Below are 16629 nucleotides of genomic sequence, written 5' to 3'. Positions count from 1 at the left end.
ATATCTATGTCAAAGACAGTCGTACGTAAAAACGAATCTCTCGATGATGCTCTTCGTCGCTTTAAACGTTCCGTTTCTAAAACAGGTACATTACAAGAATACCGTAAACGCGAATTCTATGAAAAGCCAAGTGTGAAACGTAAGAAGAAATCCGAAGCAGCAAGAAAGCGTAAAACAACTAAGAAACGCTTCTAGTCTAGGGAGGAATCAACGTTGAGTCTATTAGAAACACTTAATAACGATTTAAAACAAGCGATGAAAGCAAAAGATAAACAAACTTTAAGTACCGTAAGAATGCTTAAAGCAGCTGTTACGAACGAAGAAATTAAAGCAGGTCATGAATTATCAACCGATGATGAAACTGTTTTATTGGCTCGCGAGTTAAAACAACGTAAAGAATCTTATGCGGAATTCAAAAGTGCTGGTCGAGACGATCTTTTAGAAAGTCTTGATATGGAAATTAAAATTGTCGAAAATTATTTACCTGAACAATTATCGGCCGAAGAAGTTACTGATATTGTGAAAGAAGTTATTTCACAAGTTGGGGCAACTTCAAAAGCAGATTTTGGAAAAGTCATGGGTGCGGTTATTCCTAAACTTAAGGGACGCGCTGATGGCAAGGTTATTAGTGAGACAGTTAAATCATTATTAAATTAGCAAAAAGGAATCACAATTCAATTTGAATTGTGATTCCTTTTTTTGTTAATTGGGCAAAAGGATAAAGAAACGCCTAATTGACTTTAGTTAGTCTTAAAAATATGCTATTATTTGAGTTAAGTAACTTTAGGACATATAAAATGAATTTAAAGAGGGCTATTATGGATTTAGAAATTTTTGACCATACTGAAGCAGAACCAGAAAAAAATATTAAATTAATTAAAGAAATTCTTGATTTCGCGGGTAAGAAAATTGAGTTACCAGATGATACGGAAATGTCAGTAACTTTAATGAATAACGAAGAAATTCATAAAATTAATCGGGAATATCGTAATGTTGATCGACCAACAGATGTTATCAGTTTTGCAATTGAAGAGGACGGCGATGATATGCCGATTATTTTCCCTACCGATGAGGATATGGAAATGCCAGAAATTGCTAAAAATATTGGTGATATCATGATTTCAACGGAAAAGGTTGCTGAGCAAGCGGTTGATTATGGTCATTCTTACGAACGGGAACTTGGTTTTTTAACTGTACATGGCTTTTTACATCTAAACGGTTATGATCATATGGAACCTGAAGATGAAAAAGAAATGTTTGGCTTACAAACTGAGATACTTGATGCTTATGGCCTTAAACGATAAGCGCCAAATTAAAAAAAATCGAACATTTTTATCGTCATTAGGTCATTCTTTAGATGGACTTGTTACGGTTTTTAAAGAAGAAAGAAATATGAAAAAACATGTGGCAATGATGGTATTTGTATCCATTTGCGCAGCTATCTTTCAAATTTCTGAAACGGAATGGTTATGGCTGGCTTTAAGTATTAGTATGGTTATTATCAATGAGGTTTGGAACACAGTTATTGAAAACCTAGTTGATTTAACAACTGGTAATAAATACAACGAGATTGCGAAAAAGGTTAAAGATATGTCTGCCGCGGCGGTTTTGTTATCAGCACTTTTCGCTATGATTGTGGGATGTCTAATTTTTATTCCACAACTGTTAGAGTTATTTTTTGAGTAATCAATTGAAACAGAAGATACACAATAAGAGGAGAATTAATTAATGCAAAATAAAAAATTTCATTCAGGATTTGTGGCTATTTTAGGACGTCCTAATGTTGGTAAATCAACATTTTTAAATAATGTTATGGGCCAAAAAATTGCTATTATGAGTGATAAAGCACAAACTACCAGAAATAAAATTCAAGGTATTTATACGACTGATGATGCACAAATTGTCTTTATTGATACGCCCGGTGTCCATAAACCTAAGAGTCGTCTAGGCGATTTCATGGTTAAATCTGCGCTTTCAACGCTTGGAGAAGTGGATGCTATTTTATTCATGGTCAACGCAATGGAGAAACGAGGACCCGGAGATAACTTTATTATTGATCGTTTAAAAGATACTAAGAAACCAATTTACTTAGTTATCAATAAAATAGACCAAATCCATCCTGATGAAATATTGGCCATTGTGGAATCATACCGTGAATCTTTAGATTACAAAGAAGTTTTTCCAATTTCTGCGCTTAAAGGAAATAATGTTGACGAACTTGTAGATTCATTGGTTAGTGAATTACCTGAAGGACCACAATTCTACCCTGAAGATCAAATTACGGATCATCCGGAACGATTTGTTATGGGCGAATTAATTCGTGAAAAAGTTTTACAGTTAACACGTGAAGAAGTTCCTCATTCAGTTGCGGTCTTAGTCGAGGATATCAAAAAAGAAGACGAAGAAAAATTGCATATTTCTGCAACAATTATTGTTGAACGCCCAACTCAAAAGGGAATTATCATTGGTAAAGGCGGTAAGATGCTAAAAGATATCGGTGTGAAGGCTAGAAAAGATATCGAAACAATGATGGGAGATCGCGTTTATTTAGAACTTTGGGTTAAAGTTCAAAAAAATTGGCGCGATAAACAAACAGATTTAAAAGCATTCGGTTACCGTGAAGATGATTATTAAAAAATAGATAAATGATCGGAACAAAGATAATTTTTGTTCCGATTTTTATTTGTATAGACAAGGAGGTGTAGCATCATTCAGAATAATGAAGAGTTTGAAGGTATTTTACTTTATCGCAAAGAATATAAAGAGCGCGATTTACTAATTAAATTTTTAACGAATCGTTATGGTAAAAAAATGTTTTTTATTAAAGGTGCACGAAAACGTGGCTTTAAATTATCTTCTGCATTGCTACCTTTTACGATTGGTACCTATAGTGGTAACCTGAACGATAATGGACTTTCATTCATTAATGCCGCCAAGGAGTTTGAACAATTAAAAATGATTTCACAAGATATCGTTAGTAACGCGTATACGACTTATATTTTTAGTTTGATTGATGCTGCATTTAAAGATAACGAACCTATTCCGGTTTGGTATCAAAAGGTGGCAACGGCCATCCGATTAATTGACGAAGAATTTGATGCAGAAATTATTACCAATATTATTGAAATTCAGCTATTGTCAGTCTTTGGTGTGCAACCCCAATTACAGGGGTGTGCCGTTGGCGGAGAGACCCAAGGAGAATTTGATTATTCTGAAGCGTATGGGGGATTACTTTGCTCCAAACATTGGTATCTTGATAATAATCGACTTCATGCCACTCAAAAAGCAATTTTTTATTTAAGACAGTTTTCCGTGGTGAATCTTGATAAATTGAATTCTATTAAAGTGGCTGAACGTACTAAAAAAGAATTACGTCAGATTATTGATGTTATTTATGATAATAGTGTTGGTCTAAATTTAAAAAGTAAAAAATTTATTGATGGAATGAGTTCGTGGCCGGTGTCATTAAAGAAAAACCCCGAAATATAATTGACAAATAACTGTTTCTAAACTATGATTATAAAGAAATAAATAGCAGGATTATGATGAAAAAAGGTAAACATAATTATTGAAGCGAACTTAGAATAGTGCGAGCTAGGTAATTGATTATTTTTATTGGCGTTTTCGGAGTCCTTTGTTAATGAAGCTGCCGGTTAATTAACCGGAAGTAGGGTGGAACCGCGATATTAAAATCGTCCCTATGTGGTCTACAAGACTGCATAGGTTTTTTTGTGCTTAAAAATAAGGAGGACTATCATGTCAAAAAAGTTAGCTGTTCAAGATATTATCATGACATTACAAAAGTTTTGGGCTGATCAAGGCTGTATGCTGATGGAAGCTTACGATACGGAAAAAGGGGCCGGAACTATGAGTCCCTACACGTTCTTACGGGCAATTGGACCCGAACCATGGAATGCTGCTTATGTGGAACCTTCGAGACGTCCTGCAGATGGTCGTTATGGTGAAAATCCTAACCGTCTTTATCAACATCACCAATTCCAAGTGGTTATGAAACCATCTCCCGCAAACATTCAAGATTTGTATTTGGATAGTTTACGCGCATTAGGTATCGATCCTGCTGAACATGATATCCGATTTGTTGAAGATAATTGGGAAAATCCGTCAATGGGTTGTGCCGGTGTTGGTTGGGAAGTTTGGCTTGATGGAATGGAAGTTACTCAGTTTACTTACTTCCAACAGGTTGGTGGTTTGGAAGTTCATCCGGTTACCAGTGAAGTTACTTACGGTTTAGAACGTCTCTCTTCATATATACAAGACGTTGAGAGTGTTTACGATCTTGAATGGGCTGATGGTGTTATGTATGGTGATATTTTCAAAGAACCCGAATACGAAAATTCTAAATACTCATTTGAAGAAAGTAATCAAGAAATGTTATTTAATTTATTTGATGTTTATGAAACTGAAGCTAAGAAACAAATTGTTAATGGGTTAGTACATCCCGCATATGATTATGTTTTGAAGTGTAGCCATACGTTCAATTTATTGGATGCTCGTGGTGCTGTTTCAGTGACTGAACGTGCCGGTTACTTAGCAAGAATTAGAAATATGGCAAAATCAATTGCTAAAGTCTTTGTTCAAGAGCGTAAAAAATTAGGTTACCCTTTACTTAAAGATGAAAAACTTCGTGAAAAGTTATTAAAGGAGGACAAATAAGATGACACATTCCTTTTTATTAGAAATTGGGTTAGAAGAAATACCCGCTCATGTTGTGACACCGAGTCAAAATCAATTAGTTAAACGTGTTAGTGATTTTCTGACAGAGCAACGGTTGTCGTTTGGGGAAGTTAAAGCTTTCTCAACGCCCAGAAGGCTTGCAGTTGAAGTAACTGATTTGGCTGATAAACAAGAAGATATTCAAGAAGAAGCTAAAGGACCCGCAAAAAAAATTGCATTAGATGACGAGGGAAACTGGTCAAATGCTGCTAAAGGATTTGTTCGGGGTCAAGGAGTGACAACAGATGAAATCACCTTTAAAGAATTAAAAGGTGTTGAATACGTTTACGTTAATAAATTTATTGCTGGAAAAGCGGCCAAAGATATTTTGGTTCAAATTAAAGCTGTTATTGAAGCCATGACTTTCCCCACAATGATGCATTGGGCAAATTATGATTTTAAATATGTTCGCCCAATTCGTTGGTTAGTTGCGTTACTTGATAATGAGATAATTCCATTTAGCATTCTAAATATTGAGTCCGGCCGTCAAACGCAAGGACATCGTTTTTTAGGCAAAGCGATTGATCTTGAAACGGCAACCGAATATGTTGAAAAATTAGCAACGCAGTATGTCATAGTTGACTCAAAAAAACGTAAAGAAACAATCAGAACACAGATTAACGCCCTTGAAAATAATCAAAGTTGGCATATTATTGTTGACGAAGATCTTTTAGAAGAAGTTAATAACTTGGTTGAATATCCAACTGTATTTTCTGGCCATTTTGATGCAAAATATTTAGATATTCCCGATGTTGTCTTAATGACTTCAATGAAGGATCATCAAAGATTCTTTTATGTGCGTGACCAAAATGACGCTATCTTACCTATGTTTGTTTCAGTCCGTAATGGTACAGAAGCCAACATTGCTAACGTAGAGGCCGGAAATGAAAAAGTTCTTACGGCACGTTTAGAAGATGCCGCATTTTTCTATCAGGAAGATCAAAAGCAAACCATTGATGACTACGTTGAACGATTAAAAAATGTAACCTTCCATGATAAAATTGGGTCAACATATGAAAAAATGGAACGTGTCCAGTTAATGGCTCAAATCATTGGTAAACGTGAGGGCTTAAATGACCGTGAGTTAGCACTTTTACAAAGAGCCAGTGAAATTTATAAGTTTGATTTAGTAACCGGGATGGTTGGTGAATTTTCAGAACTTCAAGGAATAATGGGCGAAAAATATGCTTTATTGATGGGTGAAGATCCAGCTGTTGCGCAAGCCGTTTCTGAACACTATATGCCTATTAGTGCAGACGGTGAATTACCTAAATCAAAAATTGGTGCAGTTCTTGCTATTGCTGATAAATTAGATAGCATTTCGAGTTTCTTCTCAGTAGGATTAATTCCAACCGGATCAAATGATCCGTACGCACTTCGTCGTCAAGCATTCGGTGTGGTTAGAATTGTTGAATCACGTCAATGGCGTTTTTCACCACTTGAAGTGTTAAACGATATTAAAGCATTAGCGACACTTCACCCGGCATTATTTACAAAGATGTCCGTAGGTGAGAATGATTTAGAAGTTTTAAGCTTTATTAATGATCGTATGAAACAATGGTTCTCAAATCAAAAGGTAAGTTATGATGTCATTGAAAGTGTTATTGGCAGTACAGATGCAGATTTGTTAACAATGGCGGAAGCAGCGGTAACGCTTGAAGCACATAAGAAAGATAGTGATTTTAGAGAAACAATTGAAGCCGTTACTCGTGTCTTAAAGTTGGCTGACAAAAATAACGAAACTGATTTATCAGTGAAGGCAACATTATTGGATAACGTTGCCGAAAAAGAATTGTTTGAACGAGTTGAGACAATTCAACGTCGAATCGTTGATTTGACGCCAGAAGAGTTATATCATATATTGAGTGATATTCGTCCATTAATTGAAAATTACTTTGACCAGACAATGGTTATGGTTGAGGATGCTAAAATTAAGCAGAATCGTTTAAATCAATTAAGTTTAATTGCCAAAATGAGTTCTAAATTAGGCGATTTAGAGAAATTAAATATTAAATAATATAGGAGTGGAAAATTATCTGAGAAGGTGATTTTCTACTTTTTAGTTGGTAGTAGAATCTGAATACGCATATTTGACAAATGTGTCTAATAGTTGGAGCTAATTATTGTATTCATGTCAAATTAATGTTATTATTATGGGTACTCAAAAAGATGTATAACTTCGTATCGTTAGGTTTGGAGGTGAATGGCTAGAATGAGAATACCGGAGAATGTAATTGAACATGTAAGAACAAGTGTGAATATTACGGATGTCATTAGTCAATACGTTGGATTGAAAAAATCCGGTAGTAATTTTATGGGTTTGTGTCCGTTTCATGAAGAAAAGACGCCTTCATTTTCTGTTAGTGAAGAGAAGCAAATCTTCCATTGTTTTAGTTGTGGACGAGGCGGTAATGTTTTTAAATTCTTAATTGAATTGGATGGGCTTAGTTTTCCAGAGTCAGTGAATAAAGTCGCAGAATTTGCTGGTATAGAGATTGACAGTAAGTATGCTCAATCTCAGTTGGCTAAGACCCAAGAATCAACTGAAAATCGGCAATTAAAGCAGCTTCACGATGATGCTACTAAGTTGTATCAGCATATCCTAATGAATACAGAGATGGGACAAAAAGCTCTGGATTATCTGCACAATCGAGGGATGACTGATGAAGATATTACAACTTTCCAAATTGGGTTTGCACCTGAAAAATCAGTATTGCAGGATTTCTTTAATGAAAAGAAACTAGATTATCAGATATTAAGACAGTCTGGTCTATTCATTGAGAATCAAGCGGGTAACCTACGTGAACGTTTTATTAATCGTGTGATGTTTCCGATTAGAAATCAAAACGGACAGGTTGTTGCATTTTCAGGTCGTTTACTCGAGAAAAATAAAGACCTACCAAAGTATCTAAATAGTCCAGAAACACCTATTTTTAATAAACGTGATATTTTATTCAATTACGATTTAGCTAAAAAAGAAATTCGAACAGAGGGTAATGTTATTTTGTTCGAAGGGTTTATGGATGTTATAGCCGCCTATCGTTCTGGCGTTAAAAATGGTGTTGCATCGATGGGAACCAGTCTAACAAATGAACAGATTTATTTGTTAGAACGTTCAACTTCGCAGTTAAATATTTGTTACGATGGGGATGACCCTGGACAAAATGCAACCAATCGTGCTTTAGATTTATTGACCAACCAAACGAAGATGAAGGTTGGCGTGCTGGTCATTCCTAATGGCATGGACCCTGATGAGTTTGTTACAAAAAATGGTAAAGAAGCGTTTCTTGAGTTGGCTCACTCCGCTCGGGAAACGACGATCTCATTTAAAATGAACTTTTTAAAACGAGATCGAAATTTAAAAAATGAAAGTGAGCAAATTGATTATATCGATCAAGTCTTACGAGTTTTAGCTACAATAAAAACACCCTTTGAACAAGATATTTATGTTAATCAATTGGCTGATGAATTTAAAATTGATAAAACAATTTTAAGACAACAACTAGTAGATTTAGTAGCTAACCAACCGAGAGAACCGCAACCGAGAGTTAATCCGGTAAGAGTTCGGACGGACGAGCCACCAATTGAACAGCATCAAGAAATCATGCGAGATGAGAAAATTGATCGTGTTGAGAGGGCCGAAAGGTTGTTATTGTATCGTGTATTGCACGATCATACGGCATGGTTAAAAATTAGAGCAGTCGATGACTTTAGTTTTGTTCATGATAATTATCAGTTGATATATACGCTGGCTGAAGGTTATTTGGAACTACACGATCAATATGAAATTGCTAGTTTCCTAGATTATCTACCCGAGGAGGCTTTAAAACGTTTTGTAATGCAGATTGAACTAATGACTGTTTCGGATAATTCATCAGAAGATGAACTGAATGATTGCGTATCAGTTATCATGAATGATTCGCCAATTGAACGGTCAATTAATCAAGTTCGTTCTGATCTTGCGGAGGCAACTCGTTTAGGTAATACTGAACTAACAAATGAACTATCATTTAAGTTAATAGCGTTGTACCAAAAACAACAAGTACCACGAACATCCATCTAAGGGAGGAATTATTAATGGTAAAAAAAGTAGAAAAAGTCGAAGAAACAGAATTTGATGAAAAAGGCTTCAAAAAGGCTCAAACGAAGTTAATCAAAGAATACAAAGTAAAAAAAGAAATTAAGTATGATGATTTAACAAATGAATTAGCAACGCCTTTTCATTTAGATGCTGATCGAATGGATAAATTGCTTCAAAAAATTGAAGATTCTGGTATTGCTGTCGTTGATGAAGAGGGAAACCCAAGTGAACACAGTTTAAAAGCTGCTGAGAAAGTAACTAAAAAGGCTTTGAAAGATACTTCTGCACCAACCGGAATTAAAATTAATGATCCAGTTAGAATGTACTTGAAAGAAATTGGTCGTGTTAATCTTTTAAAAGCCGAAGAAGAAGTTGCTTTGGCTTTGAAAATTGAAGAAGGCGACGAAGAAGCTAAACAAAAATTGGCAGAAGCTAACTTGCGTTTGGTTGTATCGATTGCTAAACGTTATGTAGGTCGTGGAATGCAGTTCCTTGATTTAATTCAAGAAGGTAACATGGGCCTAATGAAAGCCGTTGAAAAATTTGATTATCGTAAAGGATTTAAGTTTTCAACGTATGCAACATGGTGGATTAGACAAGCAATTACACGTGCAATTGCTGATCAAGCTCGTACGATTAGAATTCCCGTTCATATGGTTGAAACAATCAATAAATTAATCAGAATTCAACGCCAATTATTACAAGAACTTGTTCGTGAACCAATTCCTGAAGAGATTGGTGCCGAAATGGACATGCCAGCAATGCCAGCTGAAAAAGTTCGTGAAATTTTGAAAATTGCTCAAGAACCTGTTTCATTGGAGACACCAATTGGTGAAGAAGATGATTCTCACTTAGGTGATTTTATTGAAGATCAAGATGCAACAAGTCCAGCTGATCATGCTGCTTATGAACTCTTGAAGGAACAACTTGAAAATGTTCTTGATACCCTAACTGATCGTGAAGAAAATGTCTTGCGTCTAAGATTCGGTCTTGACGATGGTCGTACAAGAACACTTGAAGAGGTTGGTAAAGTCTTTGGTGTGACGCGTGAACGTATTCGTCAAATTGAAGCTAAGGCATTACGCAAATTACGTCATCCATCTCGTTCAAAACAATTAAAAGATTTCTTAGAATAAAAATTTAAAAGCGATTATAAAACGAAACCTGTTTTATAATCGCTTTTTTTTAGTTATAATGAAGGAAGATAACACGCGAAAGAAGAGGAACAAACACATGGATGCACGTCATTTGTCAGATCGATTAATAAAAGTTGCAAAATTTGTCCCAAAAAATGCACGGTTAGCTGATATTGGATCAGATCATGCCTATCTTCCAGCCTATTTAGCCATTAACAAAATTATTTCATATGCGGTTGCCGGCGAGGTAGCAAAAGGGCCCTATGAAAATGCGGTGACAGAAATTAATACAGAACGGTTAGATCATATGATTATGCCGCGGCTAGCTAATGGATTGAAGGCAATTAAAACGGACGATAACATTGATACGATTACGATTGCAGGAATGGGTGGCCCATTAATAAGAGACATTTTTAATGCCGATTTAGAGAAGTTGGCGGGCGTTCGTCGATTGATCATTCAACCTAATGTTGGTCAAGAATTAATTCGAGAATGGTTAATGAATCATTCTTATCAAATTATTGATGAGGACATCGTTGAAGATGATCACCACGTCTATGAGATTATTGTGGCCGAAAAGGTTAGTAATAAAGTTGGATACTCTTCGTTAGACTTAAAATACGGACCTAATCTAAGAATTGAACAAAATGAGGTATTTAAAGCTAAATGGCAACACCAAATGGCCAAAAAACGTGAAGTTTTAAAACATTTTGCGGCTGCTAATGAGGTGCCAATTGATAAAAAAAAGGTCCTAGAAATTGATATCAAAGAAATTGAGGAGATGTTAAGATGACAAGAATTAGTGACTTAATTCAACGGTTTGAACTATTTGCGCCCAAAAATATGGCTGAAATAGGCGATCCGGTTGGTCTCCAGTTAGGAAATATGAATAATAAAGTCTCTAAGGTGATGACGACACTTGATGTCCGTCCAGAAGTTGTTCAAGAAGCAATCGATAATAACATTGATTTTATTTTTGCGCATCACCCATTGATGTTCAGACCAGCTAAAAACTTGGATACGACGAATCCACAAAATAAAATGTACGCTGATTTATTGAGTCATAATATTACCGTCTATGCCGCGCATACTAATTTAGATAATGTTGTTGGTGGGATGAATGATTGGTTGGCAGATCAATTAGGCTTGCAAAAAACAATACCTCTAGTGCACACGACGAGTATGGATTATGGAATGGGTCGTGTAGGGAATCTAAAGAATGAAATGACCGTTGCTGAGTTTTCAGAGTACTGTAAACAACAATTTAATCTCAGTGGACTACGGGTTATTTCAACTGATTTAACGCAATCAGTTAAGCGAGTTGCCATTTTGGGTGGCGATGGTGGAAAATTTTATCCCGAGGCAATTAAGAATCAGGCAGATGTCTATGTGACTGGGGATGTTTACTATCATACAGCTCACGACATGCTAGCTGAAGGTCTGTCTGCTGTGGATCCTGGACATCATATTGAAAGTATTTGTAAGCCTCAACTGAAACGATTATTTAACGAATGGACTATTGATAACGATTGGCAAATTGAAACAATTGAATCAACTATCAATACAGATCCATTTCAGTTTATTTAATTGAAAAATTAGAGTATCATTAGAATTGTTAAATAATAATATTAGGAGATATGCCATCATGACAAAATATGAAGAATTAATTCCACGTTTTATTAAGTACGTTAAAACAGAAACTCGCTCTGATGAAAATTCAGGATTGACACCTTCGACGCAAACTCAAGTTGAATTTGCAAAAGAATTAAAGAAGGAACTTTTAGAGATTGGATTAACTGATGCACGCATTTCTGAAAAAAGTGGGTACGTTTTAGCAACATTGCCTAGTAATTTAGAAAATGATGTAAAAGTAAAAGCGGTTGGATTTATTTCGCATATGGATACAGCGGACTTTACGGCAGAGGGTGTTAATCCTCAATTTGTTGAAAATTATGATGGTGAATCTGATATTAATCTTGATGATGAAGGTAAATTTAAATTAACTGTTAAAGAATTTCCTAATTTAAAAAATTATAAAGGTAATACACTTATAACAACAGATGGGTCAACTTTACTAGGATCGGATGATAAATCTGGTGTTGCTGAAATTTTCACGGCCGTAGCTTACTTAGTTGCGCATCCAGAGATTAAGCATGGAGATGTTAAGGTTGGAATCGGACCTGATGAAGAAATTGGTGTAGGAGCAGATAAATTTGATGTTAAAGATTTTGGCGCTGACCTTGCTTATACAGTAGATGGTGGGCCATTAGGTGAATTGGAATACGAAACATTTAATGCTGCGCAAGCGGTTATTTCAATTCAGGGTAAAGAAGTTCATCCCGCAACCGCCAAAGGTGTTTTAATTAATGCAAATAAATTAGCAAGTCAATTTGATTCACTTTTACCACAAGATGAGGTTCCTGAAAAGACTGAAGGTCGCGAAGGTTTCTATCATTTGATTTCAGTGGATGGCACAGTAGATGAAGCAAAAATGGTTTACATTATTCGTGATCATGACCATCAAAAATTTGAAGATCGTAAGAAATTTATGATGGGCGTTGCTGATAAGATGAATGCTGAATTCGATACAGATCGTGTCACAATTGATATGGCAGATCAGTATTATAATATGCGCGAAGTAATCGAAAAAGATATGACCGTTGTAAATGTTGCTCAACAAGCCATGGAAAACTTATCAATTAAACCTGATATCTATCCGGTACGTGGAGGAACAGACGGCTCGAAAATTTCATTTATGGGATTACCAACACCAAACTTGTTTGCTGGAGCAGAAAATATGCATGCACGATTTGAGTTTGTCTCAGTAGAGACGATGGAAAAGGCAACAGATGTTGTGTTGGAAATTGTAAAGCTAGTATCCGAAGAAACAAAATAGTCATTTTAAGATAAATAAAAAAGATAAACTAATTAGTTTATCTTTTTTTATTTATCAGATTTAGGATCTTTGATTATGGCGTAGAGACAGTTCACGACAATTGAGCCAGCAACTGCGAAGATAATACCGATTTGTAAAACTGGAGCAAAGAGCGTACCAGTTAGTGAGCTTACGATATAGCCAATTACTTCACCAAAAATGAAGCCCCAAAAGAGAATTGTTAATTGTTTCATCATATAACAGCACCTCACATTCAAAAGTAATTTTAACACAAATATTTATTTTTGCAAAAGCTTTTTAGTGTCTGTTGGGTATTGTTAGAAAGTTTTGTATAATAGCAGTAATAGATACATAAAAAGGAGGGTCATTATGTTTGTGCCGTTAAAAGTTAAAAGTTCATTTAGCTTATTACAAAGCACCACTAAAATTAATGATTTGGTTCAAAAAGCACAAGAGCAAGGCTACGAAACAATCGCTCTAACAGATAACAATGTATTGTATGGTGCAATTGATTTTTATAATGCCTGTCAGAAAGTTGGGATTAAACCAATTATCGGACTGACATTAGATATTGCTGGTTTAATTGAAACGGATCAGGAGTACGAACTGACTTTTATTGCTAAAAATAAGCAAGGTTATCAGAATTTAATGCGATTATCAACTTTAAAAATGACCCTAAGTGAAGGATATTTAAATTTTGATTACCTTGCTGATTATTTAGATGGATTATTTATTTTGTCACCTAACGAGAAAAGCGAATTTAGTTATTTAATTGAACAAAGTCAAATTTCTGATGTGAAAGACTTATTAGCTAAATATCAAAGCTTAATGGGTTCAAAAAATGTCCGAATTGGATTATCATATCGAATGGATACAATCACTGCACAATCAATTAAGGCTCTGGCTGATAGCTACAATATGCGAGTGATAGCCTTAGATGAAGTTAGTTACCTCAATCCCGAAAACCAAGCCGATGTTGACGTATTAAAGGCAATTAGTAACGGGGAGACAATTCCGGCTGATCAACTGGGTGAACAGGTACAAGGGGCATACTCGCTAATAAATCCAAATGAGATAATAGATAATTATCAGGCAATATCCATGGTAGAAGCCGTTCAGGAAACGCAAAACGTGGCGGACGCGACATCTCTAAAGTTGACATTTTCACAACCCAAACTACCAGAATATCCTTTACCAGACAATGAGACGGCTCATAGCTATTTAAAAAAGCTTAGTAATTCGGGTTTAAACGCACGATTTCCGAATGGGGTTCCCGATGAATATAAACAAAGATTAGATCTTGAACTAGGCGTTATTCAAGAGATGGGATTCGAAGACTATTTTTTAATTGTTTGGGATATCATGAACTATGCACATTCACAACAGATCATTACTGGTCCTGGACGAGGGTCCTCTGCTGGTGCTCTCACTGCTTATGCTTTAACAATTACAGATGTTGACCCAATCCAATACGACTTGTTATTTGAACGTTTTTTAAATTCAAAACGAGTGCAAATGCCAGATATTGATCTGGATATACCTGATGACAAACGGGGAATGATTCTTGAATATTTGCATCACAAATACGGCCATTACCATATGGCTCAAATTATTACGTTTGGAACGATGGCAGCTAAACAAGCTTTAAGGGATGTTGGTCGTGTTTTCGGTATATCGCCATTTGAAATGAAAAGCTGGAGTGATGCGATTCCAAATGTCTTGAAAATAACATTGTCGGATGCGTTAGCACAATCTCAAAAATTACGTAATCTAGTCAATGATAGTACAAAAAATAAAGGTATTTTTACAATTGCTCAGCACATCGAAGGAATACCTAGACATTATTCAACTCATGCGGCTGGGGTTGTACTCAGTCAAATTGATTTGCGGGAAGTTGCGCCCTTACAAAATGGGAGTGACGATATTTTATTGACGCAATACTCTAAAGATTTAGTTGAAAATGTTGGGTTATTAAAAATTGATATCTTAGGACTACGTAATTTGAACATTTTAGATCAAGCCGTTAAGCAGGTTAAGAAAAATTATCAGGTCAACTTTGATCCCGCGCTTATCAATCTAGAAGACGAAAAAACGCTAGCTCTTTTTAGAATGGGAGATACTTCAGGTGTTTTTCAATTTGAATCAAGCGGCATAAAGAACGTTTTGAAAAAGCTACAACCGACGTCTTTCGAAGATGTTGCTGCCGTGAATGCATTATATCGTCCGGGTCCAATGGAGAATATTGATACATTTATTGCGCGTAAACATGGACTTGAACAAATAACATTTCCAGATAATAGTTTGAAGCAAATTCTTGAACCGACATATGGCGTTTTAGTTTATCAGGAACAAGTCATGCAAGTTGCATCAAAAATGGGTAATTTTACGTTGGGCGAAGCTGATTTATTACGTCGTGCGATGAGTAAGAAAAAGAAGAAAACCATCGATGAAATGCGTACCCAATTTGTTCAAGGAGCACGTAAAAATGGTATACAAGAATCCGTTGCTGAAGTTGTTTATCAATATATTGAGCGATTTGCTAACTACGGATTTAATCGATCACATGCAGTCGCTTATAGTAAAATTGCATTTCAATTAGCTTATATCAAGGCCAATTATCCGGCGGCATTTTTTGAAGCAATTCTGAATTCTGTGGGTAACAATCCGCAAAAAATAAAAGAATATCTTGTTGAAGCTAAGCAATATCAGGTAACCATTAAATTACCTGATATTAATCTCAGTGAGGCCGGTTTTAGTTTGCAAAACAATATTGTCCGGTTCGGATTAGGCAGCATAAAAGGACTTAGGAAAGATTTTATAGAGCACATTATTAATCTACGGCAAGAAGCGCTTTTTACAGATTTTCAAGCTTTTTTACACCGAATAGATAAGCGATACCTGAACGAAGAAAATATTGCGGCGCTCATTTACGCTGGTTGCTTTGACCAATTTGACTACAATCGTGCAGAGCTGGTTGGCGCTTTGCCAGAATTGATTAGTAGTATTGATTTAAGTGGAAATAATACGAATCTATTTGAACTATTAACGCCTAAAATAGCGAGACAATCGAATTTCCCATTGATGTTTCGTTTAGAAAAAGAATCCCAATATCTGGGAGCATATTTATCGGGGCATCCAATCGAAAAATACCGTAAACAATTAAGTCAAACTAAGATACAAAAGATTTCAGAGATAAGTGAAAAAACGCGTGTTACTATTTTAGTGAACCTGACTAAGATTAAAGTTATTCGTACAAAAAAGGGTCAGCAAATGGCCTTTTTGAATGGTTCAGATGAAACAAGTGAAATAGATTTAACAATATTTCCTGATTTATTTCGACAGAAAGAATCACTACTTGAAAAAAATAACGTTGTCGTCGTATCAGGGGATGTCGAGACAAACAGAGGTCTTCAAATTATTATAAAAAGTATTGATTTAGCGGATGATTATTTTGCTAAATTGACACAAAAAAAATGGTTTCTAAAAATTTCTAAAGAATCAACTAATGAAAAAGTAGAAGAATTAATGCAAATAATGAAAAAACGATTGGGCCAGACACCCGTCATTTTATACTACGAAAAAGACAATCGAAAAATCAGTTTGGATAGAACTTATTGGTTGAGGGATGATGAAGAAACACATACAGCGCTTACAAAAACGTTAGGTTCTGAAAATGTCGTCATTAAATAATCAGTTCATGAAAATACTGAAAATATTTTCACATTTAACAAGACAACTTTTCTGAAAAGTGTTAACATAGTGAGTGAAATATGTACTTAAAT

15 protein-coding genes are annotated in these 16629 nt (G+C 35.4%); 14 read left to right on the top strand and 1 reads right to left on the bottom strand.

Annotation, left to right across the window (positions count from 1 at the left end):
* The first annotated feature begins 6 nt into the window (after window positions 1-6).
* From rpsU to pepT, 13 genes are all read left to right on the top strand, one after another.
* On the top strand, window positions 7-195 hold the full coding sequence (gene rpsU / locus N0K73_RS02265) for a 30S ribosomal protein S21 (protein ID WP_057973588.1): 189 nt from the start codon (window positions 7-9) through the stop codon (window positions 193-195).
* An 18-nt stretch (window positions 196-213) separates the two neighbouring features.
* The gene (locus N0K73_RS02260; RefSeq protein WP_057973587.1) at window positions 214-657 is read left to right on the top strand and encodes a GatB/YqeY domain-containing protein; all 444 of its coding nucleotides are present in this window, start codon (window positions 214-216) and stop codon (window positions 655-657) included.
* 161 nt (window positions 658-818) lie between these two features.
* The gene (gene ybeY / locus N0K73_RS02255; protein ID WP_057973586.1) at window positions 819-1304 is read left to right on the top strand and encodes an rRNA maturation RNase YbeY; all 486 of its coding nucleotides are present in this window, start codon (window positions 819-821) and stop codon (window positions 1302-1304) included.
* On the top strand, window positions 1282-1686 hold the full coding sequence (locus tag N0K73_RS02250) for a diacylglycerol kinase family protein (RefSeq protein WP_181647333.1): 405 nt from the start codon (window positions 1282-1284) through the stop codon (window positions 1684-1686). The genes ybeY and N0K73_RS02250 overlap by 23 nt, the downstream gene beginning before the upstream one ends.
* A 42-nt stretch (window positions 1687-1728) precedes the next feature.
* Window positions 1729-2634: a GTPase Era gene (era, locus tag N0K73_RS02245; protein WP_057973585.1), complete on the top strand. Its 906-nt coding sequence runs from the start codon at window positions 1729-1731 to the stop codon at window positions 2632-2634.
* A 72-nt stretch (window positions 2635-2706) separates the two neighbouring features.
* Window positions 2707-3489: a DNA repair protein RecO gene (gene recO / locus N0K73_RS02240; protein WP_112249934.1), complete on the top strand. Its 783-nt coding sequence runs from the start codon at window positions 2707-2709 to the stop codon at window positions 3487-3489.
* A gap of 267 nt (window positions 3490-3756) precedes the next feature.
* Window positions 3757-4674, top strand: a complete 918-nt coding sequence (gene glyQ, locus N0K73_RS02235; RefSeq protein ID WP_057973583.1) for a glycine--tRNA ligase subunit alpha — start codon at window positions 3757-3759, stop codon at window positions 4672-4674.
* Window position 4675: 1 nt separating this feature from the next.
* A complete protein-coding gene (gene glyS / locus N0K73_RS02230) occupies window positions 4676-6751 on the top strand; it encodes a glycine--tRNA ligase subunit beta (RefSeq protein WP_112249932.1) in 2076 nt (691 codons plus the stop codon).
* A gap of 186 nt (window positions 6752-6937) precedes the next feature.
* Window positions 6938-8797: a DNA primase gene (gene dnaG, locus N0K73_RS02225; RefSeq protein ID WP_112249930.1), complete on the top strand. Its 1860-nt coding sequence runs from the start codon at window positions 6938-6940 to the stop codon at window positions 8795-8797.
* A gap of 14 nt (window positions 8798-8811) precedes the next feature.
* A complete protein-coding gene (rpoD, locus tag N0K73_RS02220; protein ID WP_057973580.1) occupies window positions 8812-9951 on the top strand; it encodes an RNA polymerase sigma factor RpoD in 1140 nt (379 codons plus the stop codon).
* 97 nt (window positions 9952-10048) lie between these two features.
* Window positions 10049-10744: a tRNA (adenine(22)-N(1))-methyltransferase gene (locus N0K73_RS02215; protein ID WP_112249929.1), complete on the top strand. Its 696-nt coding sequence runs from the start codon at window positions 10049-10051 to the stop codon at window positions 10742-10744.
* Window positions 10741-11538: a Nif3-like dinuclear metal center hexameric protein gene (locus N0K73_RS02210; protein WP_112249927.1), complete on the top strand. Its 798-nt coding sequence runs from the start codon at window positions 10741-10743 to the stop codon at window positions 11536-11538. Before N0K73_RS02215 ends, N0K73_RS02210 begins: the two co-directional genes overlap by 4 nt.
* A 58-nt stretch (window positions 11539-11596) precedes the next feature.
* Entirely contained in the window at window positions 11597-12847 is a 1251-nt protein-coding gene (pepT, locus tag N0K73_RS02205) for a peptidase T (protein WP_112249925.1), read from the top strand.
* A 47-nt stretch (window positions 12848-12894) separates the two neighbouring features.
* On the opposite strand, the gene N0K73_RS02200 is transcribed toward pepT, so the two are convergent.
* Window positions 12895-13083 carry a YjzD family protein gene (locus N0K73_RS02200; protein ID WP_057973576.1) on the bottom strand — a complete coding sequence of 63 codons (189 nt, stop codon included), beginning with the start codon at window positions 13081-13083 and terminating at the stop codon, window positions 12895-12897.
* Window positions 13084-13216: 133 nt separating this feature from the next.
* Between N0K73_RS02200 and dnaE the strand changes: the two genes are divergently transcribed.
* Window positions 13217-16537, top strand: coding sequence for a DNA polymerase III subunit alpha (dnaE, locus tag N0K73_RS02195; RefSeq protein ID WP_112249923.1), 3321 nt, complete (start codon window positions 13217-13219; stop codon window positions 16535-16537).
* The last annotated feature ends 92 nt before the right edge of the window (window positions 16538-16629 follow it).

This window comes from Dellaglioa algida, from assembly GCF_030127605.1.
Taxonomy (GTDB): Bacteria; Bacillota; Bacilli; order Lactobacillales; family Lactobacillaceae; genus Dellaglioa; species Dellaglioa algida.
The sequence above is the reverse complement of the archived record's forward strand: the minus strand, read 5'-3'. Positions and strand labels throughout refer to the sequence as shown.

Bases quoted from the DNA above. Each gene is read 5' to 3' on its own strand.
- rpsU (WP_057973588.1), top strand. From the start codon at position 7: ATGTCAAAGACAGTCGTACGTAAAAACGAATCTCTCGATGATGCTCTT.
- ybeY (WP_057973586.1), top strand. From the start codon at position 819: ATGGATTTAGAAATTTTTGACCATACTGAAGCAGAACCAGAAAAAAAT.
- N0K73_RS02250 (WP_181647333.1), top strand. From the start codon at position 1,282: ATGCTTATGGCCTTAAACGATAAGCGCCAAATTAAAAAAAATCGAACA.
- era (WP_057973585.1), top strand. From the start codon at position 1,729: ATGCAAAATAAAAAATTTCATTCAGGATTTGTGGCTATTTTAGGACGT.
- glyQ (WP_057973583.1), top strand. From the start codon at position 3,757: ATGTCAAAAAAGTTAGCTGTTCAAGATATTATCATGACATTACAAAAG.
- glyS (WP_112249932.1), top strand. From the start codon at position 4,676: ATGACACATTCCTTTTTATTAGAAATTGGGTTAGAAGAAATACCCGCT.
- dnaG (WP_112249930.1), top strand. From the start codon at position 6,938: ATGGCTAGAATGAGAATACCGGAGAATGTAATTGAACATGTAAGAACA.
- rpoD (WP_057973580.1), top strand. From the start codon at position 8,812: ATGGTAAAAAAAGTAGAAAAAGTCGAAGAAACAGAATTTGATGAAAAA.
- N0K73_RS02215 (WP_112249929.1), top strand. From the start codon at position 10,049: ATGGATGCACGTCATTTGTCAGATCGATTAATAAAAGTTGCAAAATTT.
- N0K73_RS02210 (WP_112249927.1), top strand. From the start codon at position 10,741: ATGACAAGAATTAGTGACTTAATTCAACGGTTTGAACTATTTGCGCCC.
- pepT (WP_112249925.1), top strand. From the start codon at position 11,597: ATGACAAAATATGAAGAATTAATTCCACGTTTTATTAAGTACGTTAAA.
- N0K73_RS02200 (WP_057973576.1), bottom strand. From the start codon at position 13,083: ATGATGAAACAATTAACAATTCTCTTTTGGGGCTTCATTTTTGGTGAA.
- dnaE (WP_112249923.1), top strand. From the start codon at position 13,217: ATGTTTGTGCCGTTAAAAGTTAAAAGTTCATTTAGCTTATTACAAAGC.